Origin of the sequence: Streptomyces decoyicus (assembly GCF_019880305.1) — a bacterium.
Taxonomy (GTDB): Bacteria; Actinomycetota; Actinomycetes; order Streptomycetales; family Streptomycetaceae; genus Streptomyces; species Streptomyces decoyicus.
Window position 1 is genome coordinate 4,205,362 of sequence record NZ_CP082301.1, and the last position, 25,308, is coordinate 4,230,669.

Annotated in this window: 22 protein-coding genes and 1 pseudogene; 11 read left to right on the forward strand and 12 right to left on the reverse strand. The window is 72.1% G+C overall.

Annotated elements, in window-relative coordinates; translation table 11 throughout:
• The first annotated feature begins 42 nt into the window (after positions 1–42).
• Positions 43–270, forward strand: a complete 228-nt coding sequence (locus K7C20_RS18455; RefSeq protein WP_107083435.1) for a hypothetical protein — start codon at positions 43–45, stop codon at positions 268–270.
• A gap of 138 nt (positions 271–408) precedes the next feature.
• On the opposite strand, the gene K7C20_RS18460 is transcribed toward K7C20_RS18455, so the two are convergent.
• A complete protein-coding gene (locus K7C20_RS18460) occupies positions 409–1,188 on the reverse strand; it encodes a cobalt-precorrin-6A reductase (protein ID WP_053209548.1) in 780 nt (259 codons plus the stop codon).
• Between the two features lie 17 nt (positions 1,189–1,205).
• Between K7C20_RS18460 and K7C20_RS18465 the strand changes: the two genes are divergently transcribed.
• Complete coding sequence (locus K7C20_RS18465) at positions 1,206–2,399, forward strand: cobalt-precorrin-5B (C(1))-methyltransferase (protein WP_053209547.1); 1,194 nt, start codon at positions 1,206–1,208, stop codon at positions 2,397–2,399.
• A gap of 24 nt (positions 2,400–2,423) precedes the next feature.
• Here the strand turns inward: K7C20_RS18465 and K7C20_RS18470 are convergent, their stop codons facing one another.
• A complete protein-coding gene (locus K7C20_RS18470) occupies positions 2,424–2,780 on the reverse strand; it encodes a hypothetical protein (protein ID WP_053209546.1) in 357 nt (118 codons plus the stop codon).
• A 648-nt stretch (positions 2,781–3,428) separates the two neighbouring features.
• Here K7C20_RS18470 and K7C20_RS18475 point away from each other — a divergent pair.
• Positions 3,429–3,659, forward strand: a complete 231-nt coding sequence (locus K7C20_RS18475) for a hypothetical protein (protein ID WP_030075564.1) — start codon at positions 3,429–3,431, stop codon at positions 3,657–3,659.
• A 105-nt stretch (positions 3,660–3,764) separates the two neighbouring features.
• Here the strand turns inward: K7C20_RS18475 and cobM are convergent, their stop codons facing one another.
• From cobM to K7C20_RS18490, 3 genes are all read right to left on the reverse strand, one after another.
• Positions 3,765–4,553 carry a precorrin-4 C(11)-methyltransferase gene (cobM, locus tag K7C20_RS18480; RefSeq protein ID WP_030075565.1) on the reverse strand — a complete coding sequence of 263 codons (789 nt, stop codon included), beginning with the start codon at positions 4,551–4,553 and terminating at the stop codon, positions 3,765–3,767.
• A complete protein-coding gene (locus K7C20_RS18485; protein ID WP_053209545.1) occupies positions 4,550–5,869 on the reverse strand; it encodes a bifunctional cobalt-precorrin-7 (C(5))-methyltransferase/cobalt-precorrin-6B (C(15))-methyltransferase in 1,320 nt (439 codons plus the stop codon). The genes cobM and K7C20_RS18485 overlap by 4 nt, the downstream gene beginning before the upstream one ends.
• A gap of 171 nt (positions 5,870–6,040) precedes the next feature.
• Complete coding sequence (locus K7C20_RS18490; RefSeq protein WP_234341226.1) at positions 6,041–6,310, reverse strand: hypothetical protein; 270 nt, start codon at positions 6,308–6,310, stop codon at positions 6,041–6,043.
• Positions 6,311–6,535: 225 nt separating this feature from the next.
• On the opposite strand from K7C20_RS18490, the gene K7C20_RS18495 reads away from it, so the two are divergent.
• From K7C20_RS18495 to K7C20_RS18505, 3 genes are all read left to right on the forward strand, one after another.
• Positions 6,536–7,561, forward strand: coding sequence for a cation diffusion facilitator family transporter (locus K7C20_RS18495; RefSeq protein ID WP_030075569.1), 1,026 nt, complete (start codon positions 6,536–6,538; stop codon positions 7,559–7,561).
• Between the two features lie 91 nt (positions 7,562–7,652).
• Positions 7,653–8,258, forward strand: coding sequence for a hypothetical protein (locus tag K7C20_RS18500; RefSeq protein ID WP_053209544.1), 606 nt, complete (start codon positions 7,653–7,655; stop codon positions 8,256–8,258).
• A gap of 274 nt (positions 8,259–8,532) precedes the next feature.
• The gene (locus K7C20_RS18505) at positions 8,533–9,519 is read left to right on the forward strand and encodes a hypothetical protein (protein WP_053209543.1); all 987 of its coding nucleotides are present in this window, start codon (positions 8,533–8,535) and stop codon (positions 9,517–9,519) included.
• Positions 9,520–9,592: 73 nt separating this feature from the next.
• Here the strand turns inward: K7C20_RS18505 and K7C20_RS18510 are convergent, their stop codons facing one another.
• Positions 9,593–10,534: an NADP-dependent oxidoreductase gene (locus K7C20_RS18510; RefSeq protein WP_030075571.1), complete on the reverse strand. Its 942-nt coding sequence runs from the start codon at positions 10,532–10,534 to the stop codon at positions 9,593–9,595.
• A gap of 325 nt (positions 10,535–10,859) precedes the next feature.
• Between K7C20_RS18510 and K7C20_RS18515 the strand changes: the two are divergent.
• Both K7C20_RS18515 and K7C20_RS18520 read left to right on the forward strand, forming a co-directional pair.
• Positions 10,860–11,552 (forward strand): annotated as a pseudogene (locus K7C20_RS18515) (response regulator transcription factor); the annotation flags it as partial.
• 219 nt (positions 11,553–11,771) lie between these two features.
• Positions 11,772–12,929 carry an ABC transporter ATP-binding protein gene (locus K7C20_RS18520; RefSeq protein WP_053209200.1) on the forward strand — a complete coding sequence of 386 codons (1,158 nt, stop codon included), beginning with the start codon at positions 11,772–11,774 and terminating at the stop codon, positions 12,927–12,929.
• Positions 12,930–13,025: 96 nt separating this feature from the next.
• Here the strand turns inward: K7C20_RS18520 and K7C20_RS18525 are convergent, their stop codons facing one another.
• Genes K7C20_RS18525 through K7C20_RS18535 form a run of 3 tightly spaced genes read right to left on the reverse strand, consistent with a single transcriptional unit; the run spans position 13,026 to position 15,396 of the window.
• Entirely contained in the window at positions 13,026–14,012 is a 987-nt protein-coding gene (locus K7C20_RS18525) for an ABC transporter substrate-binding protein (RefSeq protein WP_030075575.1), read from the reverse strand.
• Complete coding sequence (locus K7C20_RS18530) at positions 13,976–14,650, reverse strand: ABC transporter permease (protein WP_030075576.1); 675 nt, start codon at positions 14,648–14,650, stop codon at positions 13,976–13,978. The genes K7C20_RS18525 and K7C20_RS18530 overlap by 37 nt, the downstream gene beginning before the upstream one ends.
• Complete coding sequence (locus tag K7C20_RS18535; protein WP_030075577.1) at positions 14,647–15,396, reverse strand: ABC transporter permease; 750 nt, start codon at positions 15,394–15,396, stop codon at positions 14,647–14,649. Before K7C20_RS18535 ends, K7C20_RS18530 begins: the two co-directional genes overlap by 4 nt.
• Before the next feature lie 309 nt (positions 15,397–15,705).
• On the opposite strand from K7C20_RS18535, the gene K7C20_RS18540 reads away from it, so the two are divergent.
• Complete coding sequence (locus K7C20_RS18540; protein WP_053209199.1) at positions 15,706–16,599, forward strand: polysaccharide deacetylase family protein; 894 nt, start codon at positions 15,706–15,708, stop codon at positions 16,597–16,599.
• A gap of 84 nt (positions 16,600–16,683) precedes the next feature.
• Here K7C20_RS18540 and K7C20_RS18545 read toward each other — a convergent pair whose 3' ends face one another.
• From K7C20_RS18545 to K7C20_RS18555, 3 genes are all read right to left on the reverse strand, one after another.
• On the reverse strand, positions 16,684–17,253 hold the full coding sequence (locus K7C20_RS18545; RefSeq protein ID WP_245171132.1) for a VanZ family protein: 570 nt from the start codon (positions 17,251–17,253) through the stop codon (positions 16,684–16,686).
• A gap of 170 nt (positions 17,254–17,423) precedes the next feature.
• Positions 17,424–18,731: an alpha/beta hydrolase gene (locus tag K7C20_RS18550; RefSeq protein WP_030075580.1), complete on the reverse strand. Its 1,308-nt coding sequence runs from the start codon at positions 18,729–18,731 to the stop codon at positions 17,424–17,426.
• Between the two features lie 261 nt (positions 18,732–18,992).
• Entirely contained in the window at positions 18,993–21,065 is a 2,073-nt protein-coding gene (locus tag K7C20_RS18555) for a PhoX family protein (RefSeq protein ID WP_053209198.1), read from the reverse strand.
• Between the two features lie 591 nt (positions 21,066–21,656).
• On the opposite strand from K7C20_RS18555, the gene K7C20_RS18560 reads away from it, so the two are divergent.
• Together K7C20_RS18560 and K7C20_RS18565 are read left to right on the forward strand one after the other, a co-directional pair.
• Positions 21,657–23,411: a vWA domain-containing protein gene (locus K7C20_RS18560; protein ID WP_053209197.1), complete on the forward strand. Its 1,755-nt coding sequence runs from the start codon at positions 21,657–21,659 to the stop codon at positions 23,409–23,411.
• A 379-nt stretch (positions 23,412–23,790) separates the two neighbouring features.
• Positions 23,791–25,266: an MFS transporter gene (locus K7C20_RS18565; protein WP_030075585.1), complete on the forward strand. Its 1,476-nt coding sequence runs from the start codon at positions 23,791–23,793 to the stop codon at positions 25,264–25,266.
• The last annotated feature ends 42 nt before the right edge of the window (positions 25,267–25,308 follow it).

Here is a 25,308-nt window from a genome sequence, read left to right on the forward strand (position 1 = left end):
TTTGCAGCCCAGTCAGGACTCGAACGGAGAAGGTGGATGGGAATGGGAATGGCGGAGCGCGGTCCGGTGGCCGGGAAGATCAGGGACGCGGAGCAGGCGTGCGGCGAGCTGCGGACGGCGCTGAAGGGGGCGGGCATCACCCTGCCGTCGCTGGCCGTGGACGTGGTCTCGCTGGCGGAACACTTTCCGCGGCCGCTCGTGGAGCTGGGCCGCTGCACCCCCGAGGTCGCACGCCGGCTCGCGGACGCGGTGCGGACGTGCGCCCCGTGAGCGAGGAGGGGGGAAAATCCACGACCGTCCGTGAACCGGGCGGTGAGGAGACACCAGAGGAGACACCAGAGGAGACACCGGAGGAATCCGTGCAGCGTCGCGAAGATTTAGCCGAAAGGGTCCGCGAAGCCAATTACCTCAGCGTGAATTGGCCTCGCTGAAAATATGGCGGACCCAGTTCACGGCCTCCTCCGGACCTTCCGCCACCGGTACCCCCTCCGGCACCGGCGGCCGCTGTACGACCACCACCGGCACCCCCGCCTCCCGCGCCGCCGTCAGCTTGGCGGCGGTCGCGGCGGCACCGCTGTCCTTGGTCACCAGGACGTCGATGCGGTGGGCGCGGAGCAGCTCCCGTTCGCCGTCCAGGGTGAAGGGGCCGCGGTCCAGGAGGGCGGTCATCCGGGGCGGGTACGGGGGCTCGGGCGCGTCCACCGAGCGGACGAGGAACCAGAGGTCGGTGAGGTGGGCGAAGTGGGAGAGGCCCATCCGGCCCGTGGTGAGGAAGATGCGGGTGCCGAGGGCGGGGAGCGCGGCGGCGGCCTCGTCCAGGGAGGTGACCTGGTGCCACGTGTCGCCGGGTCCCGGCACCCAGCCGGGCCTGCGGACGGCGAGCAGGGGAACATGGGCGGTGGTGGCGGCATGGGCCGCACTGCAACTGATCGTGTCGGCGAAAGGATGGGTGGCGTCGATGAGCGCGTCCACCGCGTGCTCGCGCAGCCAGCGGGTGAGGCCCTCGGGGCCGCCGAACCCTCCGATGCGTACCTCCCCGGCAGGCAGCCGGGGCGCGGCGACCCGGCCGGCGAGCGAGGTCGTCACGCGCAGGGACGGCTCCGGTGCCAGGCCGGCGGCCAGGCGGCGGGCCTCCGTCGTACCGCCGAGGATCAGTACGTGGCGCGGCGGGCGAGCTGCGTCGGGCATGGGATGTGGGTTCCTCCGTGGCTGAAGCGCAACCGCAGGGTACGGGCAAGGCCGCCGGAGGGCGTAGCGCGCAGCTCGCACACACCGGGCTGCGGCACGGCTGGACGACCGGTGCCTGTGCGACGGCGGCGAGCACGGCCGCGTACACGGCGCTGCTCGGCGGCGAGTTCCCGGACCCGGTGACGATCACGCTGCCGAAGGGGCAGACGCCGTCCTTCGCGCTGGCGGTGGAGGAGCTCGCGCCGGGGCGGACGGCCGCCATGGCGGGGGTGGTGAAGGACGCGGGCGACGATCCGGACGTGACGCACGGGGCGCTCGTCCGGGCCACCGTGCGGCCGCTGCCCGCCGGGTCGGGCATCGTCTTCAAGGCCGGCCCGGGGGTCGGGACCGTGACCCGGCCCGGCCTGCCGCTGGACGTCGGTGAGCCGGCGGTCAATCCCGTACCGCGCCAGATGATGCGGGAGCATCTCACGGAGGTCGCCCGGCGCTACGGCGGCGGGCCGGGGGCGACGGCCGATGTCGAGGTGGAGATTTCCGTCGATCACGGGGAGGAGATCGCCCGGAGTACCTGGAATCCGCGGCTGGGGATTCTGGGCGGGCTGTCGATCCTGGGGACCACCGGGATCGTCGTGCCGTACTCCTGCTCGGCCTGGATCGACTCCATCCGGCGGGGCGTGGATGTGGCGCGGGCGGCGGGACGGCGGCATGTGGCCGGGTGTACGGGATCGACGTCGGAGAAGGTCGCCGTCGCCCTGCACCACCTGCCCGAGGACGCGCTGCTGGACATGGGCGACTTCGCGGGGGCGGTGCTGAAGTACATCCGGCGCCATCCCGTGGAGCGGCTCACCATCTGCGGCGGGTTCGCCAAGCTGTCCAAGCTGGCGGCCGGGCATCTGGATCTGCACTCCGCGCGGTCCCAGGTCGACAAGCGGTTCCTCGCGGATCTCGCCCGGCGGGGCGGGGCGGACGAGGCGCTGGCGGGGGTCGTGGCGGAGGCCAACACGGGCCTGGCGGCGCTCCAGTTGTGCGCCGCGGCGGGCGTCCCGCTGGGGGATCTGGTGGCGGCGACGGCGCGCGACGAGTCGCTGGCCGTGCTGCGGGGCGCGCCCGTCGCGGTCGATGTCATCTGTATCGACCGGGCGGGGATGGTGGTGGGACGGGCGGAGCCGCGGGGGCCGGGGGACACCGGCCAGGGAAGCCCTCTCCGTTGAAGGGCTCCCCCACCTCCGCACCTGTCAGGTGCGGAGCCCGTACCGGTTGGCCACACAGTCGTTGCCGCGGCCGGTGAGCCTGCCCAGCACCGTGCCGAGGGCACAGGTGGTCAGCCGGAGCGGGTTGTCGCGGAACCCGGGGCGGCTGTAGCGCCCTTCCCGGCGGTCGTAGCGCCCTTCCCGGCGCTCGTTCATCCGGCTCGGCTGGTCGGTCATCCGGCCCGGGCTGTTGTGCATCCACGGCGAGCTGTCGTGCCGCTGTCCCGGGGTGTCCGTCGCCTGCGCGACATGCTCCCTGCCGTCGGCACCGGCGGCATTGCCGCCGAAGAGCGTCAGCAGGACGGCGGCGCCGACCGCACCGGCGGCCAGTCTGGTACGCATCGTGGCGTACTCCTTTGCTTCGGCCCCCCTTGGGTGTCGCAGCTTCCTTACCGGCCCCCGGGAGCCGAGTAACGGACATTCACCCCGATGCGGTCCTACGGTCATACGGACGGTCCCGGAAGGCCACGGGCGGGCGGGGCTGTGCGGGCTGCGCGAACTGTGCGGAGCCGCGCCGCGCCGTGCGCGAATTCCTCCTTTACCGGCGCCCTGGAGGATCCTTTGAAGGACGCTTCAGGACCCGGCGTAAATCTATAACCCGCGTTACGCGGAAAATGCAGACATCTCCCGCCATCCCACTCGACGGCGGGCACTCGGCGAACGCCTTCCACGGATTGACCCGAGGGCCCCAAGGGGGGCATGACGGTCCATTCCATGACCGTTGTCCCGCAGCTGCCACGCAAGGGGACCGTCCGCAAGAATCGGGCAAAGATGCACGTCAAAGCGTTGTTGCGGTGCATTTCAGGCCGGTGAAAAACCTGGCGGTAAGTTGCCGCGAAACCACGTGACGTGATTGCATTTCACGAACACGCGGACGCCATTACGGGTGTCACATTTCCGGTGTCGGCGCCCGTGTTGCGGCCGGATTGCGCTGCCACAATTCGGCCTGCATTCGTTCAAAATCCACAGCTTTTACGGGAAGGTCACATCATGCGCAACGGCTTCACCCCTGCCGCCACGGAGATTTCCGACAGCGACCTGGAGAACATCGCCGGTGGCATCGCCGGCGCCGGCGCCAACGCGGGTGCCGAGATCGCCGGGCACGGTGCCTCCGCGAACGTCGGCGGCTTCGTCGGCGGCGGCGCGTCGATCTCCCCCGAAGGCGTCAGCGCGCAGCTCTCCGGCGCTGCCCTGGCCTCGGTGCAGACCAGCGGTCTCTGAGATCTGAGACCGAAGGGGGCCCTGCTCCCCCGCCGGCGCAGCGCCCACGAGCCGGCGCACCGGAACCCCGGGACCTCCCGTCCCGGGGTTTTGGTGCGTCGGGACTCAGGGAGTGTCCGCGGGCGCGGGGCCGTGTGCACCGCACCCGCCGTGCGGCCGCTCACGGTCCGCCGAATAGAGATGGCTGTCGCGGAACTGCTCGGCGCCCAGGGTGCGGCCGACCATGATGACGGCCGTACGGACCACGCCCGCGGCCTTCACCTGGCCGGCGATGTCGGCGAGGGTGCCGCGCAGCACGAGTTCGTCGGGGCGGGAGGCCATGGCGACGACGGCGGCCGGGCAGTCGGCGCCGTAGTGCGGCAGGAGTTCGGCGACGACCCGGTCGACGTACATGGCGGCCAGGTGGAGGACCAGCAGCGCGCCGCTGCGGCCCAGCGTGGCGAGGTCCTCGCCCTCGGGCATGGGGGTGGCGCGCTGGGCGACGCGGGTGAGGATGACGGTCTGGCCGACGGTGGGGACGGTCAGTTCGCGCTTGAGGGCGGCGGCCGCGGCGGCGAACGCGGGGACGCCCGGCACCACCTCGTACGGCACCCCGGCCGCGTCCAGCCGGCGCATCTGCTCGGCGACCGCGCTGAAGACGGACGGGTCGCCGGAGTGCAGCCGGGCGACGTCGTGGCCCTCCTCGTGGGCGCGCACCATCTCGGCGGTGATCGTGTCGAGGTCCAGCTGAGCGGTGTCGATGAGCCGGGCGCCGGGCGGGCACTCGGCGAGCAGCTCGCGCGGCACCAGGCTGCCCGCGTAGAGGCACACCCCGCAGGAGGCGAGCATGCGGGCACCGCGCACGGTGATCAGGTCGGCGGCGCCGGGACCTGCGCCGATGAAGTGGACGGTCATGGTTGCTCGGTCTCCTGGGGGAGGGAGGGCGGGGACGGGGAAGCGGCCTGCGGCTTCACGGCCGACCACTGGGTGACCGGCATCGCCTGCCGCCAGCCCGTGAAGCCGCCGACCGGCACCGCATGGGCGACCGCGAGCCTGACCAGTTCGCCGCCGTGCTGCCGGTAGTGGTCGGCGAGCAGCGCCTCGGACTCCAGCGTCACGGTGTTCGCGACGATCCGGCCGCCCGCCGGCAGCGCCTCCCAGCAGGCGGCCAGCAGGCCGGGGGCGGTCAGCCCGCCGCCGATGAACACCGCGTCCGGCGTCGGCAGACCGTCCAGCGCGGCGGGCGCGGGACCGCGGACGATGCGCAGCGCCGGTACGCCGAGCGAGGCCGCGTTACGGCCGATCCGCTCGGCCCGTGCGGCGTCCCGCTCGACGCTGATGGCGCGGCAGCTGCGGTGCGCCCGCAGCCACTCGATGGCAATGGAGCCGGAGCCGCCGCCGATGTCCCACAGGAGTTCACCGGGGGCGGGCGCCAGCGCGGCGAGGGTGGCGGCGCGGACATGGCGCTTGGTGAGCTGGCCGTCGTGTTCGTAGGCGGCGTCGGGGAGGCCGGGGACGGTGGACAGGGGCGGGGTGCCGGGCGCGCGGCGGCAGTCGAGGGCGATGACGTTGAGGGGGTCGGCGGGCGGGGCGTCCCAGCCGTCGGCGGTGCCCTCGGCCGTCCGTTCACGGTCGCCGCCGAGTTGCTCCAGTACGCGCATACGGGTCGGGCCGAAGCCGTGGGCGCGCAGCAGGGCGGCGACCTCGGCGGGGGTGCCGGCCCCGGCGGACAGCACCAGCAGTCGGTGGCCGTCGTACAGCGCGCGGGCCAGGTTCTCGGTGGGCCGGCCGACGAGCGTGATGACCTCGGTGTCCTCCAGCGGCCAGCCGAGCCGGGCGCAGGCGTAGGAGACGGAGGAGGGGTGGGGGAGGATGCGCAGCCGAGGCGTCCGCGGGGCGGCCGCGGCCGCTGCCCCTTCCGCCAGCACCTCGGTCAGGGTCCGCCCGATCCCGTAGAACATCGGGTCGCCGCTGGCCAGCACGCAGACCCGGCGCCCGGCGTGTGCGGCGAGCAGTCCGGGGACGGCGGGGCGCAGGGGCGCGGGCCACGGGACGCGCTCACCGGCGCACTCCCCGGGCAGCAGCGCGAGCTGGCGGGGGCCGCCGATCAGCACCTCGGCGCTCCGCAGGGCCTGCTGGGAGGCGGCGGGCAGTCCGTCCCAGCCGTCGGCCCCGATGCCGACGACGGAAAGCGGTTCAGGAGCGGCCGGGGCGGGTGGTGCGGGGCTCACTGCCGAGTACCTCAGAGGTCGGGAGGGGCCGGTCCCGGGAAGGGCACCGGTCCGGGGGACGGGAGCCGAACTTTACTGACCGGTCGGATCGCGCGGTCCCGCTGCCCCCCATGAAAAGCGAGGGAGGCGGCCGCCCGGACCGGTCCGGGCCCCGTCACCTGCCGCGCGCGCTCACGCCAGCAGCGCGATCAAGAACTGCCCCGCGAACAGAAACGCCGCGCAGAAGCCCACGCCCGCCGGGAACCACTGCCAGATGCCGCGCGGGGAGTCGAAGCAGACCAGGTAGCCGAGGACGGCGACCACGCCGGTCAGGGCGCCCAGCCAGAAGGGGAGGCCCTCGTGGTGGGTGGACAGGATGGCGACGGCGGCCAGCAGGCCGAGCACCGCCAGGATCTGGCCCTTGCCGGGTGCGGGCCGCGCGGTCTCGCCCGTAGCGCTCATAGCGCCGGATGCTACCCGGGCGCGCGGGCCTCGACGGCTTCCCACGCCAGCCGGAAGCGGACATCCCAGCTCCGTTTTCCGCGCCCGCTCCCTTCCGCTTCCGCACCGCTCTGACCAGGCACGATAGGCCGTTTGACGGTAATGACAACGGTCACCGATGCAGCCTTTGGATCTTTGCCCGAAGTGCGGTTTGCTTCGCACGAGGAGCCAGGAAGGAGCGCGCCCATGACCGAGCACGCCCACAGCCACGGGCACAGCCACAGCCATGCGCACGGGGTCGCACCGGACGCCGACCGGCGCTGGCTGCGCAGCGCGCTCATCCTGCTCACCGCGTACATGGCGGTCGAGGTCGTCATCGGTGTGGTGGCGCAGTCCCTGGCGCTGATCTCGGACGCCGCCCACATGCTCACCGACGCGGTCTCGATCGTGCTGGCCCTGGTCGCGATGCGGCTGGCCGCGCGGCCGGCGCGCGGCGGCTACACCTACGGGCTCAAGCGCGCCGAGATCCTCTCCGCGCAGGCCAACGGCATCACCTTGCTGCTGCTGTCGGTCTGGCTGGCGTACGAGGCGGTCGAGCGGCTGATCTCGCCGCCGAAGGTGACCGGCGGGCTGGTGCTGGTCACCGCGCTGGCCGGGATCGTGGTGAATCTGATCTGCACCTGGCTGCTGTCGAAGGCCAACCGCTCCAGCCTGAACGTCGAGGGCGCCTACCAGCACATCCTCACCGACCTGTTCGGGTTCGTCGCCACCGCCCTCGCCGGTCTGATCGTGCTGACGACGGGCTTCGAGCGGGCGGATGCGATCGCCTCGCTCGTGGTCGTCGTGCTGATGCTGCGGGCCGGTACGGGGCTGGTGCGCGAGTCCGGACGGATCTTCATGGAGGCCGCGCCGACGGGCGTCGACCCGGACGCCCTGGGCGGCCGTCTGGCCGCCACGGACGAGGTCGTCGAGGTGCACGATCTGCACATCTGGCTGATCACCTCGGGGCAGCCGGCGCTGTCCGCGCACATCCTCGTGGCGCCGGGCGGCGACTGCCACAAGGTCCGCCGCAGTCTCCAGGAGCTGCTGAGCGGCGAGTACGGCATCAGCCACGCCACCCTCCAAGTGGACCACGTCGGCGAACAGGGCTCGCCCGACGACGTACTGACGCTGGGCCCGCGGCCCGGCACCGGCCCCGCTCCGGAGGAGCAGACCGGCCACTGCGAGGACGCCCATGGCCCGGTGCACCGGTCGGGGCCGCATCGGCGATGAGGGAGCGCCGCCCGCCCTCACTCGGGTGAACCCGGCCGGGGAGGAGCCCGCCTGCCGCCGGTGACGGGGGCCGCGATGCTCGGATGACGGCATGAGAACCGCCGTTGTCTGCGCGCTGCTGTGCGCCGCCACGCTCCCCGGACCGTCCGCCGCCGCGTCCGCCCCGCAGGCTCCGCCCGCCGTCTCGGTCACGGTGGCCGTGACCGGCGGCCGTGACGACGCCGAGTCGGGCAGACGTCTCGACTACCGCATCACCGTGCACAACATGGGCCCCACCGAGGTCCGCGGGGCCCGCATCGAACAGGAGATGCCGGCCACCACCACCTCCGCCACCGCGCCCGGCGGCACCGTCGAAGGGCATGACGTGGGTCAGCAGAAGGTGGTCTGGCGCTCCGATCTGCCCGCGCACGACATCCAGGTGTTCACCGCCTCGGCCGTACTCGGCGCCCGCACCGGCCCCACCGCCACCGCGGCCCCCGGCACCCTGCGCGCCGCCGCCACGGTCTGTGTCTACGTGGACGATTCCTACACCCCCACGGCCTGCTCGGGCGATCTGGACGACTTGCCGGAGACGCACGCGGAGGCCGGGGGCGGCGACGGCTGGATGTGGTGGGCGGGGGCCGCCGCGGCCGCCGCCCTGTTCGGGCCGGGAGTGGTACGGGCGGTACGGCGGCGGCGCGCCGCGCAGCCGCACTGAGGGCGGCGGGCGCGCGTCCGGTCGGCCGCAGCCCGAGCCGGACCGTGCCCGGTCCCCCGCGGGCACGGTCCGGAGCCGCGCGCCCTGTCCCCCCGTGGGCACGCCCGGAGCCGCGCGCCCGGTCACCCATTGGCACCGGCCCCGCTCGCGGGCGGCCGGGGTTCGCACTTGCCTGGGAGATGGCCGTAGGGCGCACGTCTTGTGGGTCTCCCCGGGCCCGGCCGAGCCATGGGACGCGCCGCAGTCCGCCGCCGGGCAGGAGGGACCAGACGCGATGTCAGCGAGCGCCCCCGTACGCCAGGACGGGCGGGTGACGGAGGGGGAGCGGGCGCCGCGGCGGCGTGGGCGAGCGGTGGCCGGCGGGGTGCTGCTGCTGGTGGGTGCGTTGCTGCTGCCGTTGAGTCTGGCCGCCACATGGGCGCGGGCCGAGCTGGCCGAGACCGACAGCTATGTGGCGACGGTGGCGCCGCTGGCCGGGAATGCCGCCGTCCAGGACGCGGTCGTCGACGATGTGACGAACGGGGTGATGGCCCATGTCCGGCTCGACGGGCTGCTGCGCGCCGTACCGCGCGCCGAGCGCCCCGCGCTGCGGAAGCACTTCACCCGCGGCATCCGCGAGTTCGTGGACAAGCAGGTGCGGCAGGTCGTCACCGGCCGCCACTTCCCCTCGATGTGGAACGGGGTGCACCGGACCGCCCACCGGACCCTGGACGGCAGTCTGACCGCGTCCGGCCGCTCCGCGGTCACCCTCGATCTCACACCGGTCGTGGAGCGGGTCACCCACCAGCTGTCCCACAACGGTATGGGGCTCGACATCCTGCGCCGGGTGCCGCGGGCCGGGGTGGAGATCGTGCTGCTGAAGGGCCCGGACGTGCCGCGGATCCGGACCGTTTACAAGGTCGTTCACACGGGGGCGCTGCTGTTGCCGCCCGCCGCGGCGCTGTGCCTGGCCGGCGGGCTGCTGCTGGTGCGGCGCCGGCGGCGGGCGCTGATCTGTACGGGGCTGGGGTGCGCGGCCGCCGCCGCCCTGCTGGCCGTCGCGCTCGCGCTGGTCCGCAGCCGTGCCCTGGACGCGCTGCCCGCCGTGATCTCCCGGCCCGCCGCGGGCGCCTACGCCGATGCGCTGACCGGTCCGTTGCGCACCGGGGTCTGGCTGGTGGTCGGCGCGGGCACCCTGACCGCGGCGCTGGCCGCGGCGGGGCCGCCGGCGGCGCGGGCGCTGCTCATACGACGGTTCGCCCGCGCCGCCGACGGCCCCTGACCCGCGGCCCTGGCTCCAGGTCCTGGGTCCAGGCCCGCCTGACCTCCGCTCAGGCCACCGCGCAGGCCACCGCTCAGACCGCCAGGACCGTCTTGCCCTGTGCCCGGCCGGTGCGGCTGGCCTCCAGCGCCTCCGGCGCTTCTTCCAGGCCGACCTCGCGTCCTACGAGAACCGTCAGACGGCCCGCGTCGACATGGCCGGCGAGGATCTCCAGCAGCTGCGGGGAGGGCCGGTTGACGAAGTTGAAGCCGCGCAGGTTGTGCTCGGTCAGCTCGTCGGCGTCGGCCGAGCCGATGAGCGAGACGGCCGTGCCCCCGTCGCGTACGGTCCGGGTCAGCCCGGCGAATTCGCCGGGGCCGCCGATCATGTCGATCAGCACATCGACACCGTCCGGATGGGCCGCGAGCACCTGGTCGGCGAGCGGACCCGCGGTGTGGTCGACGGTCTCCGCGGCGCCCAGCGTGCGCATCAGCTCCGCCTTGGCCGGGCGCGCGGTGGCGATCACCTCGGCGCCGCGGCCGGCCGCCAGCTGGGTGACGAAGGTGCCGACGCCGCCGGTCGCGCCGACGATCAGTACCCGTGTGCCCTCGGTGACCCGGGTCTCCTCGACCAGGTTGTAGGCGGTCATGCCGGCCGTCGGCAGCGCCGCGGAGGTGGCGTAGGTGACGCTGCGGGCGGCATGCGCGAGGCGGCTCTCGTCGGTGACGGCGAGTTCGCAGTACGAGCCGCCGCCCTGCTCCGGCCGCTGGAACTGGCCGAACACCGCGTCGCCGACGGTGAACCGCCGTACACCGTCGCCGATCGCGAGTACCTCGCCCGCCCCGTCCGACCCGAGGACGAGGGGGAAGGCGACCGGCATGGCATCCCCGAACATGCCATCGGCGATCTTCCAGTCGACGGGGTTGAGTCCGGCGGCGGACAGCCGCACCAGGACCTCACCGGGCCCTGGTTCGGGCTGTGGCAGATCCATGAGCTGCGGCTTTTCACCGAATGCGCTGACTGCTACGGCTCTCATCGTGGCGTTCCCTTCCACCCTTCCGACCGGTGGCCGAAGTGGATCGTAAGCACGCCGGTGGGGCCGGACGCGGCAGGAGGAGAGGCGGTGCGGCGGAAGCAACTCGTACGGCCCCTCACGCCGGGGCTGTCCGGCCCTCCGTTCGGCGCGGCCCGGCCCGACGGCACCCGGCCCGGCCCGACGGTCCGCGCCGTCGGCGTCCCGTACCCCGTTTCGCCCCTCTCCGGGCCCCGACCGGCTCCAGCGTGGTGAATTCCCTCGTCCGCGGGGAGCGACGAAGGGGGATTGCGGCGCCGAAAGGTCCGCCTCGGGTACATATGACGCCATGCGCGTACTGGTGGTGGAGGCCGAGGAGTTGCTCGCGGACATGATCGCCGCGGGACTGCGCCGTGCGGCGATCGCGGTGGACATCGTCCATGACGGCCGCGCGGCGCCGACCGCACTGCGGCTCGGGGCGTACGACGTGCTCGTCCTGGACCGTGATCTGCCCGGCCTGCCCGGCGACGAGATCTGCCGTCAGATGGCGGAACAGGGGCTGCCGACCCGGGTGTTGATGCTCACCGCCTCCCGTACCGGCCGCGCACGCGTCGAGGACCCGGGGCCGGGCGCCGACGACCATCTGACCAAGCCGTTCGTCCACGAGGAGCTGCTCGCCAGGGTGCTGGCGCTGGGCCGGCGTGCCCGTCCCGCCCTACCGCAGATCATCGAGCGGGCCGGGGTCACCGTCGACACCGCGCGCCGGCTGGCGGTACGCGACGGCCGGCCGCTGGCGCTGTCCCGCACCGAATTCGGTGTGCTGGAGGTACTGCTGCGCGCCCAGGGCGCGGTGGTCAGCGGCGACGAGCTGATCGAGGAGGTCTGGGAGGAGCACACCAGCTACCGCACCAACGCCGTACGCGTCGCGCTCGGCAAACTGCGCGCCAAGCTCGGTGATCCGCCGGTGATCGAGACCGTGCCGGACGCCGGGTACCGCCTGGGCGGCGGGGCGGGGACCAGCGACGGGGCGGGGGCGGTCGGCACAGCGGGGACGGACAACGAGGCGGGGGCGGGCGGCGCGCCGGAAGCAGACGTGGGGCCGCAGGCGGGCGTGGGGCCGGAGGCAGGCGTGGGGCCGGGAGTGTCTGACAGTCCGTAACTCAGCCCGTCCACCTGACCGCCCACCCGACCGCCCACCCGACCGCCCACCCGATTGCCCGCATGACGGGTCCGGTCCCGGGCCGCGGGATTCAATGGCGCAATGATCCGGTTCGACTCCGTCACCAAGCGGTACCCCGACGGGACCACTGCCGTCGACGACCTCTCCTTCGAGGTCGGTGAGGGTGAGCTGGTGACCCTGGTCGGGCCGTCCGGCTGCGGCAAGACGACGACCATGATGATGGTCAACCGGCTGATCGACCCCACCCACGGGCAGATCTACGTCGACGGCTCGGACGTCGCGGGCGTCGACCCCGTCGAACTGCGCCGCAGGATCGGCTACGTCATCCAGCAGACCGGCCTCTTCCCGCATCGCACCGTCCTCGACAACACCGCGACCGTGCCCTGCCTGACCGGCTGGAAGAAGGCCAGGGCGCGCGAGCGGGCCGCCGAACTCCTGGACCTGGTCGGCCTGGATCCGGCCGTCTACGGCTCGCGCTACCCCGAGCAGCTCTCCGGCGGCCAGCGTCAACGGGTCGGGGTGGCCCGTGCCCTGGCCGCCGACCCGCCGGTGCTGTTGATGGACGAGCCGTTCGGCGCGGTCGACCCGGTCGTCCGCGACCGGCTGCAGAAGGAGTTTCTGCGGCTTCAGGCCACCATGCACAAGACGGTGCTGCTGGTCACTCATGACATCGAGGAGGCCATCCGGCTCGGCGACCGGATCGCGGTTTACGGGGAGGGCCGGATCGAGCAGTACGACACCCCCGCGAGTGTCCTCGGCGCCCCCGCCACTCCGTACGTCGCCGAATTCGTCGGCACCGACCGCGCGTTGAAACAGCTCTCGGTCACCGGCATCGACCGCGGCGACCTCGAACGCCCGCCGTTCGTCCGGCTCGGCGAAGCCGCCGCGGGCGCCGCGACCCGGCTGCGGGCCGAGGGCGCCCGCTGGGCGGTGGTGCTCGACGAGGAGGGCGAACTGCACGGCTGGGTGGGCACGGAGGAACTGGCCGGCGTGGAGGGCACGGTTGCCGGTCACGCCCGCCGGATGGAGGCCTGGGTGCCGGTGACCGGCACCCTCAAGGCGGCCTTCAGCGAGATGCTCAAACACGACGCGGGCTGGATCGCGGTCCTGGACGGTCACCGGTTCCTGGGCGTCCTCACCCCGACCACGCTCCATGAGGCCCTGCGCCGCACCATCGGCTCGGACGAGCGCGGGGTACCGCGGAAGCGGGCCGAGGTGGATTCGGTTCCTACGCAGTGAGCTCGCAGGCAGGGGCGGGGGTGTTTCACGTGAAACGCCCGCCCTGCCTGCCTGCGCGGCGTTTCACGTGAAACACCCCGCCCGCACCGGCAGAGGTCAGCCCTTCGGCAACAGCCCTTTGGCCCGGAGGTAGTTACGGGCCACATCCGCCGGCAGCCGCCGCCAGCTGTCCACCTGCTCATTGAGGTGCGCCAGGTCGGCCGTGGTCAGGACCTTGTTGAGGCGGTTGAGCGCGGCGGCCGCCCGTGCGCTGCCCACACGGGCGTGGTTGACGACGGGGACGACGTAGTCGGCGTTCTGGAGCTTCTTGTCGTCGGCGAGCAGCACCAGGCCGAACTGGTCGAGGGTGGCATCGGTGCTGGTGGTCAGCACCATCTGGTCCTGCCCGTTCTGCACCGCCTGCTTGGCGGGCGTGGTGCCGACGCCCTTCGGGTCGATGGCGGTGATGTTGATCCCGTACCGCTTCTTGAGCCCCGGCGCGCAGAACGGCCGCTGCACACACTCATCGCCCGCCGCGAGACGCACGGGCAGCTTGGCGCGGCCCAGATCGCTGAGGGTCTTGAGGTGGTGTGTGCGGGCGTAGGCGGCGCTCACCGCGAAGGCGTTCTGGTCGACGGCCCGGCCCGCCGGGAGGACGGTCAGACCACGGGGGCCGGCGAGCTTGCGCAGCGCGGCCATGGTGGCGTCGAGGTCCGGCGAGGCGACCGGTGCCGCCTTGGACCCCTTGTTCTTGGCGTTGAGCCAGTCCGCGAAAGTGGCGGCGTACTCGGGCACGACATCGATCTGCCCGGCCTCCAGGGCGGGTTCGTAGAGCTCGCGGTTGCCGACCGTCAGGACACGGGTCCGGTATCCGGCGCGGTCGAGCAGCGCCGCATACATCTGGGCGAGCAGCTCGCTCTCCGTGAAGCCCGCCGACCCGAGGGCCAGATCGTGGCTGTCGCCGGGGGAGGCGGTGATCGCGGAGCGGGTCTCCAGGGAGGGGCCGGTGGTACAGGCCGGGAGCGCGACGGCCATGAGGACCGTGAGGACCGCCGTCACAGCCGCCCTCACCGGATCCGCCCCCGCGCCCAGTCCGGAGCGCATCGCTGCGCCAGCTCGAAGGCGGCCTCCATCAGCAGCGCGAACACCGCGACCAGCACCGCACCGGCGACCACCTGGGGGGTGCTGGCCAGGTTGAACCCCGCGGTGATGATCCGGCCGAGGCCACCGCCGCCCACCAGCGCGGCGAGCGTGGCGGTGGCCACCAGCTGGACCGCGGCGATCCGGATGCCGGTCAGGATCAGCGGAAAGGCGAGCGGCACCTCGACCCGCCACACCAGCTGCGTCCCGGTCATCCCCATGCCGCGCGCGGCCCGCACCACGTTCTGGTCCACCTCGCGCATCCCGACATACGCGTTGGTCAGCAGCGGCGGGATGGCGAACAGCACCAACGCGATGATCGTCGGCCACTGGCCGTACCGTCCGATGGGGGTGAGCAGAAGCAGGACCAGCACGGCGAAGGTCGGCACCGCACGCCCGATGTTGGCGAGGTTGACGGCCAGCGCGCCACCGCGGCCGAGGTGGCCGAGGGTCAGCGCGACCGGCAGCGCGATCAGGGCACTGATGACCAGACAGGAGAAGGTCAGCACGAGGTGCTGTTCGAGGCGGTGCCAGACACCGTTCTCACCGGACCAGTTGGCGGCAGTGGTCAGCCAGGCCCCCACCGCCGAGAGGGTGTTCATGCCCGCCGCCCGGAGGCTGTGACCAGCCGTTTCACTCCCGCCGTGACCCGGTTTTGCACCCGCGCCTTCCGGCCGGCCCGGCGCCAGGGTGTGAGCAGCCGTTCCGCGCCGAGCAGCAGCAGATCGAAGACGATCGCGATGATCACGCACAGCACGGAAGCGGTGAGCACCTGCGCCTTGAAGAAGGAATTCATGCCGGCGTAGATGAGGTTGCCCAGCCCGCCGTAACCGACGATCGCTCCGACGGTGGTGAGCGCGACCGCCGAGACGGTGGCGATCCGCAGCCCGGCCATCGCGGCGGGTACGGCCAGCGGCAGCTCGACGGTCAGCAGTTGGCGCATCGGCCCGTACCCCATGCCGCGGGCGGCTTCCTTGGCCTCGGCGGGGACGCCGTCCAGTCCCGCCAGGATGTTCCGTACGAGCAGGGTGAGGGAGTACAGGGCGAGACCCACCACGACAAGGGTGGCGGACAGCCCGTAGACCGGCAGCAGCAGCGAGAACATCGCCAGCGACGGGATGGTGTAGACGACCGTGGTGATGCCGAGCACCGGTCCGACCGTCCAGCGCCTGCGGCGGGCCAGCAGCGCCAACGGGACCGCGATCACCAGCCCGAGCGCCACCGAGATCACCGTCAGCTGGATGTGCTGGCCGGTCGCGTCGAGCAGGATCTGCCGACGGGTGCTCAGGTAGTCGCCGCAGATCCAGTCGTTACGGGCCAGACAGTCGTCCGGCGGCGGGGCGGTCACGGTACGAGTCCACCCCGGCGGGGGCGGGGTGTCGCGGCGGGTGCGTCCGATCGGGGGTGGCCGCGGACGGCCTGCGCCGACAGGCACCGGACCGCCCCCTCCCCCCTCCTCCCCCGTACACGCGCCGCCTACACACCTCACGTATACATGCAGTGTGTACTCTCTATGTATAGTTCCTTCGAGTCCATTCGACCGCTGTGACCGGGGGTGGGCGCGACGCGGCGACGCCTCGTACGCGCCGGCTTTGCCATGCGTAAAACCGCAGGTCATGGGCTCACCGTCGATGGCCCGCGTCCGAGGAGACCCCGCATGCCGAAGCAGACTTCCGCGGCCCGCCGCACGTCCATAGCCGGGCTTCTGGCGGCCACGTCCCTGGCCCTGGCCCTCAGCGGCTGCGCCGACTACGACGTCACCGCCCCGGCCGACGCCCGCGCCGACGCACCGGCGGCCGCCGTCCAGGCGAAGGACGCCCAACTCGCCGCGGCCAAGGGCACGAAGAACGCCGACGGCAAGAACGCCGACGGCAAGAACGGGGACGCGAAGGGCTCTCAGGGCGCCGGTCAGACCACGACCCCCGGCGGGGCCGGTGACGTCGACTGCCGCCAGGCCAAGTGCGTCGCGCTCACCTTCGACGCGGGTCCCAGTGAGAACACCCCCCGCCTGCTGGACATCCTCAAGAAGGAGAAAGTGCACGCGACCTTCTTCATGCTCGGCGAGAACCACGTCGACAAGCGCCCCGCCGAGGTGAAGCGGATCGACGCCGAGGGCCATGAACTGGCCAACCACACCTGGTCGCACCAGATCCTGACCGACATCAAGCCCGAGGAGGCCAAGCGCGAGTTGTCCCGCCTCCAGGACGCCGTCCGCAAGATCACCGGCAAGACCCCCCGGCTGATGCGCCCACCGCAGGGCAGGACCGATGAAGAGGTCTCCAAGATCAGCAAGGACCTCGGCCTGGCACAGGTCCTGTGGAGCGTGACCGCCAAGGACTACCAGACCAACGACCCGGCCCTGATCACCAAGCGCGTGCTCGAACAGACCGAGCGCGACGGCATCATCCTGCTGCACGACATCTACAAGGGGACCGTGCCGGCCGTCCCCGGCATCCTCAAGGAGCTGAAGAAGCGCGGCTATACGGTCGTCACGGTCTCCCAGCTGCTGTCCCCGGCGAAGGCCGAGCCGGGCATGGTCTACCGCCCGTAGCGCCCGAACGGGGCACAGGCGCTACGAGCGGGGAGCCAGGGGCACGTGAGGGAGCGGGCGCTACGGGACGGGATCTGCGCCCCGTCACCCGGCCCGGACCTTGGCAGCCTCGGCCTGCCCGACCGGCGCCTTCCCGCTGAGCCGGTGCCACCAGTGCCGGCGCCGCGGATGCACGGCGCGGCCCAGCCGGCACCCCAGCAGCAGATAGCCGATCAGGGCGCCGGCGCAGTTGAGGATCACATCGTCGATGTCGAACGCCCGGCCGGTGATCAACGCTCCCTGCACCAGCTCCACCAGCAGCATCACCAGCGCGGTCGCCACCCCGACCCGGAGCAGCCCCCGCGCCTTGGGCAGCAGCACCGGCAGCAGCACTCCGAACGGCATCCCCAGCACGACGTTGCCGCCGAGCTGCTTGACCGTGTCGGCCAGGTGCGGCTGCCCCAGGTAGCTCCGGATCGAGTCGCCGGGGCGGAGGTTGGGATGGGTCAGCGGCACCGAGGCCGCCGACGGGGTCAGCGTGACCCGCGCCAGCGCCACCGCGAACGCCACCATCGCGGCGAAAGCCAGCACCAGCAGAAGGATCCGGACGGCCAGCGGGGCCCGCGCGGCCACCGGGGACCACGCCGCCTCGTCGCCCTGTTGCGTACGCGCCATGAGGTCACTCCCCGGTGTGCGAGATGCGCAAGTGCGCCCGATGGGAGGTTCGGTTACCCGGGGTTCAACGAATCATGTGGGAGGCGCGGGGCGGTCGCCCCGCACGCCGACCGCACGCAGCAGGGGCGCCGGACAGCTGCTCCGACGCCCCTGCTCGACCCACTCGCGGCTCACCCCTGGGGACGCTCCGCCTCCACCCGCCGGCGTCCCTTGTCGTCGGACGCCGACGGCGCCTTGGACGGCCCGGTCCCCTGCCCCGGGGCGCCGCCCTTGCCCACACCAGGTCCCTGCTTGCGCGGCGGGGCGACGGCCTGGGTGTCCTGCGGGAACGTCAGCTGCTGGCTCTGCCACTCCAGGGCCGGCACGACCTCGCGCCGCCAGGTCGCGAACTGGTGACTGCCCTGCGGCAGGATGATCGAGTCGACCGTCATCGGCGACTTCGCGGCGTGGAGGAACTTCATGGTCTCGCCGTAATCCGCCTCGCCCTTACGGCTGCTGGCGACCAGCGCGGAGATCTGCGGCGTGGGAAGGTTCTTCAGCCGCCACAGCAGATCGTGCTCGCGCTCGCGCTGGGCGCCCTCCGGGCCGGGACCGAAGAGGCTGCCGGTGGTCAGGTCGTCCTTGATCGCGTAGTCACCGGAGAGCGAGACCGCCGAGGTGTAGGCCTTCGGGTTGCGCATCGCCAGCTGCAACGAGCACGTACCACCGGACGAGTACCCGAACGCACCCCAGGCGCTGGGATCGTGGCCCACCCGGTAGGCCGACTTCATGGCGTCCGGCAGATCCTTGGTGAAGAACGTCTCGGCCTGCGGCCCGCCCGGCACGTCCACGCACTCGGTGTCCCGCGGCGGCGCGATCGTCGGCCGGACCATCACGATCACGGTCGGCTGCATCCTGCCCTGCGCGATCAGCTTGCCCGCGTTCTGCGGCACCTGGAGGTGCTGCGCAAGGTTCATGATCCCGCCGGGGTAGCCGCTGATCACGACCATGACGGGGAACCGCTGCCGGCGGAACTGCTGCTGGAAGTACTGCGGCGGCAGATAGACGAAGCCCGGGTTGATGGCCCGCGAACGACGGCCGACGATCCGTACGGACTCGACCTTGCCCACCTTGTCGGCGGGTCCCTTGGGCAACCCGGTCACCCGATCGAGGCCCTGCGGACCGGCCGGCTGGACGAGTCCGCCCTTGATGTTGCCGACCGAGGCATACTGCCCGCCGCCCTGGCTCACGGACACCGGGGCCTTGTCGTTGTTGCCCAGCAGCTCGTCCCAGTTGCCGTAGAACTCGAAGTTCGTGTTCACGGCGAGGGCGAGCGCGCACACGATCGACACCTGGGTGACCAGGATGGCGCCCAGTCTGCCCAGGACGGGACGCACCCCGCGCCGCGACAGCCGGGGCCAGAGCCACACCGTGGCGGCCACACAGGCCACCGCCAGCACGATCACCGTGTACTCGAGCGACTGACTGGTCAGCCCCATGCGCCCACATCTCCCGTCACCCTCGATAAGGGTTCTTGCCTTCTTAACGGCCGCCTAAGGCACAACGGACGGCTCTGGACAATGGTCACCGGAGAAGACGGGCACACCTGCGCATCGGATACCTGAACGACTCAGTTCTTACCCAGCTCTTGCCACATCGTTTCCCCGGCGTGATGTGGGGAAGGGGCTCGCGACCGTGGACGGGCCGGAGAGCCCGCGGGACGGGGAGCCGGCCCCCGCCCCACGAGCCCCCGGCGTCCCTCAGATCCCGATGTCCCGTCCGTCCTCGCGCCACACACTCACCACGGAAGGCCGGACCAACTCGCCTTCCCCGTCCGGCCATTGCGACGCGGGCTTCTCCACACTCGCCCCGTCCACCTCGCCCGGATGCTGCACCGCGACCATCACCCGTCGCTCCTGCACGACCGGCCCACAGGTCTCGGCCCCGGTGGGCACCGTCAGGAACTGCTTGACCTCACCCCGCCGTCCCCCGGCGGTCGCCACCCCGAACAGTCCGTCATGGCTGCCCAGCGCATTCCCGTCCGTCGATATCCACAGATTTCCGTGCACATCAAAGGTGAGGTTGTCCGGGCAGGAAATCGGGCTGACCTGGTCCTTGGGGAATCCTCCGAAATAGGTGGCCGGGTCCTCCGGATCACCGCAGACGAGGAAAAGCCGCCAGTGGAAACGGTCCGCCGCCGGATCGTCCCGCCGCTCGCTCAGCTCCAGGATCTGCCCGTGCTTGTTCCCGTTCCGCGGATTGACCTCGTCGGCCGGAGCCTTGCCGGTCTTCCCCCGGTCGCTGTTGTTGGTCAGCGCGATGTACACCCGCCCCGTGCGCGGGCTGGGCTCGACATCCTCCGGCCGGTCCATCTTCGTGGCGCCCACCTTGTCGGCGGCGATCCGCGTGAAGACGTACACCTCTTCCGCCGTCATCCCCGGCACATACGAGGTGTCACCGCTCGCCAGCGGAATCCACTGCCCCGACCCGTCGAACGCGCCGTCCTTCGGCAGCTTCCCGGAGCCGTCGATCTCGCCCGCGCTGTCACCGCTGAACTTGGCGGCATACAGCGTCCCCTCGTCCAGCAACGTCCGGTTGTGCTCCCGAGCGGCCCGCGAATTCCCCCGCTTCATCCGCTTGTGGGAGACGAACTTGTAGAAGTAATCGAATTTCTCGTCATCGCCCATGTACAGGACGGGCCGGCCATCGGCCGTCAGCCGCGGTTCGGCGGCCTCGTGCTTGAACCGTCCCAGCGCCGTCAACTTCCGCGGCGTCGCCTCCGGGTCGTACGGATCGATCTCCACGACCCATCCGAACCGGTGCACCTCATTCGGCTCGCGCGCCACGTCGAAGCGCTGGTCGAACCGCTCCCACTTGCGCTGGCTCGCCCCGCCGGTGATCCCGTACCGCTTGAGCCGGGCAGCTGCCGTCGGCTCGGTGACACTGCCCCCATTGGCGAAATACTGGTTGAAATTCTCCTCGCCGGACAGCACCGTCCCCCACGGCGTGATGCCGCCACCGCAGTTGTTGAGCGTCCCGAGAATCCGGGTTCCCTCGGGGTCGGCGGACGTCTTCAGCAGGTCGCTGCCCGCGGCCGGACCGGTGACCTCGAACGGAGTGGTGCCGGTGATCCGCCGGTTGAGCCGGTGCCGGGTCACCGCCGTCAGCCGGCCGCTGCGCTGCTCCTCCTGTACGACCAGCACGGACAGCCCGTGCGCCGCCCAGCCGATCTCGGCCTGCTCCCGTGTCGGCGCCTCCGCGTCGTATCCGGCGAACATCAACTGTTCGTCCGTGTACTCGTGGTTGACCACCATCAGCTGCCGGTGCCGCTCGTCCGGCACGTCCAGCACGGCCATGTAGTCGTTGTTGTAACCGAACTGCCCCGCCTGCGCCTTCGCCGACTGCCGGTCCGGGTCGAAGGCCGGCGCCCCCCGCAGAATCGGGTCGCCCCACCGGATGACGACGTTCTGGGCATGGCCCTCGGAGACGACCACCGCGTCGGCCGTATTCGGCGGCACGGTCGCGAACCGCAGCCCGCGCGCCGCCCGGTGGCCCCTCCCGCCGCGGGGTTCCCGGCCGCGCCCCTGCGCCGCAACCGCCGGTGGCGCCGCCGCCCCGTCCACCACACCGCCGGCCGCCGCCGCGACGGTCACGACCGCTGCGGCCCGCACCATCGAACGCCGCGACAGCGCGCCGGCGATGACATCACCGACATAGTCGTTGCCGCTCACATTCGGCGTCTCATGAAAACAGGCGTCACCACAGCGGTACCGGCACGTCATGGCCGAACGCCCGCCAGGATGCGAGCCGATCAGCGGCAGGAGCTTGCGCACACTTCCCCCTCAATAAGGCTGCGGACCGCACGACGGCGTCCGGTTCGCGATTCGCGAGGTGCGATTCGCGGTGACGCTAAGGGGGCCGCCCCGCCGTATGACGACGCAAACATGAACTCCCGGCGAATCCCGGGATACGACAGGCCCGCGCGGACCGTACGGGCGGTCAACAAGCTCTTGGGGAAGGTCCGGACGGCATGGGGAGGGAGCCCTGGGGGCGAGCCCGGGGAGGGGCCTGAGGAGAACCGGGGAGTCGGTGCGTATGGTCCAGTGGGTACGTGCCGTCGGGGAAGCCCTACGGACTGCCGTGGAGGTTTTGCGGACGGCCGAGGAGGTTCTGAGACGCCGCATAGGCGGTGAAGAGGCGGTACGGACGGCCGCGCAACGCCGTACGCAGGGCGAACGCGCCCAGGCCGGGTCGACCGAAACCCTCCGCCCCGGCAACACCCCCGGATGGCCCACCACACAAGGCGCGGGGTCCCACGATGAGGCCGGTCCCGGCCGCTACCCTTACGTATCCGTCCTGGTCAGGGACATGTCTGTGCTTCACGGACATACGCCGCACCCACCACCCGCAAGAGAGGTTCGCCGATGGGCATTCGGAGTCTGCTGCGCAACGCTTTCGGTCGCTCCAAGGCGACCCGTGAAGAAACCGGCGCGGCCCCGAGCGGCGCCGACAAGCCGGAGTCCGCGACCATCCCGGAGGCTCGCGAAGAGTCCGTCCCGGCCGCCACCACCCCGGAAGCCGGGGTCCCGGCCGCGCGGACGGCCCCTACGGAGGCCCCCGACACCGACCCGGCACCGGCGACCGCGACGCTGCCTGCACAGGGCGGCCCGGCGGACCGGGGAGACCGTGCGGCGGAGACCTCCACGGCGCGGGCGGACGAGGCCGAGGCCGCGGCCCCCACGAAGGCCGAGCCGTCCACCGCCGAGTCGGTCGCCGCTGAGCCGTCGGCCGTCGAGGCGACCGAGGCGGCCGAAGCGGCCGAAGCGGCCGAAGCGGCCGAGAAGCCCACTGCGGACGCCGCCAAGGACAAGGCCACCGAGGACAGCGGCAACGACAAGGACGAGCCCGCGGCGGTCGAGCCCGCGGAAGAGGCCCCCACGGCCGCCGCCCCGGCCGCTTCCGACACCGTCTCCGACCTCGTGAGCCAGGCCTTCGACAAGCCGGGCCAGGCGTCGGCGGGTACCGCCGAGCCCGCGGAGCCGGCCGAGTCCGCGAAGCCGAAGGCGGAGCCGGTGGCCGAGGCCGAGCCGGCGGCCGAGCCCGCGGCGGAAGCCGTCGCGAAGCCCGAGGACAAGGCAATCGCCGAGGTCGAGGCTGAGGCGACGGCCATTGCAGAGCCGGAGGCCGCCCCCGAGCCGGCGGAGAAGCCGGAGACGAAGGCAGCGGCAGAGGCGGAAGCGAAGGCGGAGGCTGCTGAGCAGGCGCCCGCAGAGCCCGTGGCCGAAGCCGAGGCGAAGGCGGAACCCACCGCAGAGCCGGTGACCGAGCCGGTCGCCGAGCCGGTCGCCGAGACCGTGACCGAGCCGATCGCCGAGCCGGTCGCCGAGACCGTGACCGAGCCGATCGCCGAGCCGGTCGCCGAGACCGTGACCGAGCCCAAGCCGAAGGCAGAAGACCAGGCCAAGGCCGCGGCCTCCCTCTCCACGACGGCCCCCGCGCTCCTCAGCCTCTACAAGTCCGCCGCCGCCACCCTGGACAAGCACGGCCTCGCCACCCAGCGCGCCGCCGTCTACCTGGTCCTCGACCGCTCCGGCTCGATGCGCAACTACTACAAGGACGGCACGGTCCAGAACCTCGCCGAGCAGGCCCTCGGCCTCGCCGCGCACTTCGACGACGACGCCACCGTCCCCGTCGTCTTCTTCTCCACCGACATCGACGGCACCGCCGAGATCGACCTCACCAACTACGAGGGCCGCATCGCGGAACTGCACGCCGGCCTCGGCCACATGGGCCGTACGAACTACCACTGGGCCATCAACGCCGTCATCGAGCACTACAAGAAGTCCGGCTCCACCGCCCCGGCCTTCGTCATCTTCCAGACCGACGGTGCCCCGACCTCCAAGCCGGCCGCCGAGAAGGCGCTCTGCGAGGCGGCCGGGCTCCCCCTCTTCTGGCAGTTCATCGGCTTCGGGGACCCGGACGCCAAGGGCTTCGACTTCCTCCGCAAGCTCGACGACCTGGCCGTCCCGGAGAAGCGCGTCGTCGACAACGCCGGCTTCTTCCACGCCGGCCGCGACCCGCGCAGCCTCTCCCACGACGAGCTCTACCAGCAGCTGATGGTCGAGTTCCCCGAGTGGCTCGCCGAGGCCCGCACCGCGGGCGTCATCAAGGACAACTGACCACTTCTCCCGTCCAGTTACGACACCTCACCGGCCGCGGCCGGGCCCCCGCGGCCCGACCGCGGCCGGTGTCGTGTGCACACACGTCAGGCCTCTCGCAGAGCGAGCCGGAGACCCCTCCGCGCGGCAGGCCCCGCCCCCCTCACCACAAGAGGCGAGCCCTCTCCCCGCTCCCTAGGCTGAATGGGTGAAGTGCTCCGTTTGATCCGGTTGCTCCCGGTGTGGGCGGCTGGGTGGCCGGGGTGGCCGTACCAGCCGAGCGAGGCGGGCCGTGATGAGTGACGCGAGCCAAGAGGGAGGCCCCGCTACCCCTCCCCGGTCCCGTACTCCCAGTTGGGCCGCGCGGACGGAGCCGGATCCGCGGCGCTGGTGGGGGCTCGTGGTGATTGCGATTGCGCAGTTGATGGTGGTGCTGGACGCGACCATCGTGAATATCGCGCTGCCGTCGGCCCAGCGGGACCTGGGGATGTCGGACGCGAACCGGCAGTGGGTGATCACCGCGTACACGCTCGCGTTCGGCGGGCTGCTGCTGCTCGGCGGGCGGATCGCCGACCTGGTGGGACGCAAGAAGACCTTCATGATCGGGCTGGTCGGCTTCGCCATCGCGTCCGGGCTGGGCGGTGCGGCCACGGGGTCCGGGCTGCTGTTCGGGGCGCGGGCGCTGCAGGGGGCCTTTGCGGCGTTGCTGGCGCCGTCCGCGCTGTCCTTGCTGACCACGACGTTCACCATCGGAAAGGAGCGGAGCAAGGCCTTCGGGGTCTACGGGGCCATTGCGGGCGGGGGCGCGGCCATCGGGCTGATCGCCGGCGGGCTGCTGACCGAATACCTGGACTGGCGCTGGTGCCTGTATGTGAACATCCCGATCGCCGTGCTCGCCCTCATCGGCGCTGCCGTCTTTCTGCATGACAAGCCCGAACGAGGGCGCGTCCACCTGGACGCTCCGGGCGTGGTCCTGGGAGGCGGCGGTCTGGTCGCGATCGTCTTCGGGTGCAGCGAAGCGGAGCCGCGGGGCTGGGGGGACGGGCTGGTCCTCGGGTTGCTGGTGGGGGGTGTGGGGCTGCTGGCCGTCTTTGCGTGGTGGCAGACGCGGGCGCGGCATCCCCTGCTGCCGTTGCACATCGTGCGGGACCGGAATCGCGGCGGCGCCTTCCTGACCATGGCGCTGGCGGTCATCGCACTGTTCGGGATGTTCCTGTTCATGACCTATTACCTACAGACCGTGCTCGGGTATTCACCGGTCAGGACCGGCGTGGCGTTCCTGCCGATGGTGGCGGCGATCGTCGTCGGTGCGACACAGATATCGGCGCGGCTGCTGCACCGCATCCCGCCGCGGTTCCTGATGGTCCCGGGCGCCCTGCTCGCCTCCACGGGGCTGTTCACCCTGACGTTCCTGACGGCCGAGCCCGCCTACGTCTCGCATGTGCTTCCGGCCATGCTGCTCGTCGGCCTCGGCATGGGCCTGACCTTCATGCCGGTGATGGCGACGGCCACCTCCGGGGTGGCACCGCACGACTCCGGCGTCACCTCGGCGACGGTCAACACGGCGCAGCAGGTGGGCGGTTCGATCGGTACGGCGCTGCTGAACACGATCGCGACCTCGACGAGTGCCGCGTACATCGCGGATCACCTGGCGGACGCGGCCCGGAAGAGCGGGGGGACGGGGCTGACCCCGGCGGCGCGGGAGGCGATCGTGAAGAGCGGGGTGGTGGACGGCTTCACCGTCGCCATCGGGGTGGGCTCGGCGATCATGCTGCTGGCCGCTCTCGTCGCCGGACTGCTGGTCAACGGCCGGGCCCCGAAGCGCGGCCAGGCCCCGGCGGCGGACAGTGCGGCGTCGGCGGACGCAGCGGTGTGAGGGCGGGGCGGGAACACGCCTCCGGGGCGCGGGGCGCGGGCC

Coding starts and splice junctions, on each gene's coding strand:
- K7C20_RS18455 (WP_107083435.1), top strand. CDS start 43: ATGGGAATGGCGGAGCGCGGTCCGGTGGCCGGGAAGATCAGGGACGCG.
- K7C20_RS18460 (WP_053209548.1), bottom strand. CDS start 1,188: ATGCCCGACGCAGCTCGCCCGCCGCGCCACGTACTGATCCTCGGCGGT.
- K7C20_RS18470 (WP_053209546.1), bottom strand. CDS start 2,780: ATGCGTACCAGACTGGCCGCCGGTGCGGTCGGCGCCGCCGTCCTGCTG.
- K7C20_RS18475 (WP_030075564.1), top strand. CDS start 3,429: ATGCGCAACGGCTTCACCCCTGCCGCCACGGAGATTTCCGACAGCGAC.
- cobM (WP_030075565.1), bottom strand. CDS start 4,553: ATGACCGTCCACTTCATCGGCGCAGGTCCCGGCGCCGCCGACCTGATC.
- K7C20_RS18490 (WP_234341226.1), bottom strand. CDS start 6,310: ATGAGCGCTACGGGCGAGACCGCGCGGCCCGCACCCGGCAAGGGCCAG.
- K7C20_RS18495 (WP_030075569.1), top strand. CDS start 6,536: ATGACCGAGCACGCCCACAGCCACGGGCACAGCCACAGCCATGCGCAC.
- K7C20_RS18500 (WP_053209544.1), top strand. CDS start 7,653: ATGAGAACCGCCGTTGTCTGCGCGCTGCTGTGCGCCGCCACGCTCCCC.
- K7C20_RS18505 (WP_053209543.1), top strand. CDS start 8,533: ATGTCAGCGAGCGCCCCCGTACGCCAGGACGGGCGGGTGACGGAGGGG.
- K7C20_RS18510 (WP_030075571.1), bottom strand. CDS start 10,534: ATGAGAGCCGTAGCAGTCAGCGCATTCGGTGAAAAGCCGCAGCTCATG.
- K7C20_RS18520 (WP_053209200.1), top strand. CDS start 11,772: ATGATCCGGTTCGACTCCGTCACCAAGCGGTACCCCGACGGGACCACT.
- K7C20_RS18525 (WP_030075575.1), bottom strand. CDS start 14,012: ATGCGCTCCGGACTGGGCGCGGGGGCGGATCCGGTGAGGGCGGCTGTG.
- K7C20_RS18530 (WP_030075576.1), bottom strand. CDS start 14,650: ATGAACACCCTCTCGGCGGTGGGGGCCTGGCTGACCACTGCCGCCAAC.
- K7C20_RS18540 (WP_053209199.1), top strand. CDS start 15,706: ATGCCGAAGCAGACTTCCGCGGCCCGCCGCACGTCCATAGCCGGGCTT.
- K7C20_RS18545 (WP_245171132.1), bottom strand. CDS start 17,253: ATGGCGCGTACGCAACAGGGCGACGAGGCGGCGTGGTCCCCGGTGGCC.
- K7C20_RS18550 (WP_030075580.1), bottom strand. CDS start 18,731: ATGGGGCTGACCAGTCAGTCGCTCGAGTACACGGTGATCGTGCTGGCG.
- K7C20_RS18560 (WP_053209197.1), top strand. CDS start 21,657: ATGGGCATTCGGAGTCTGCTGCGCAACGCTTTCGGTCGCTCCAAGGCG.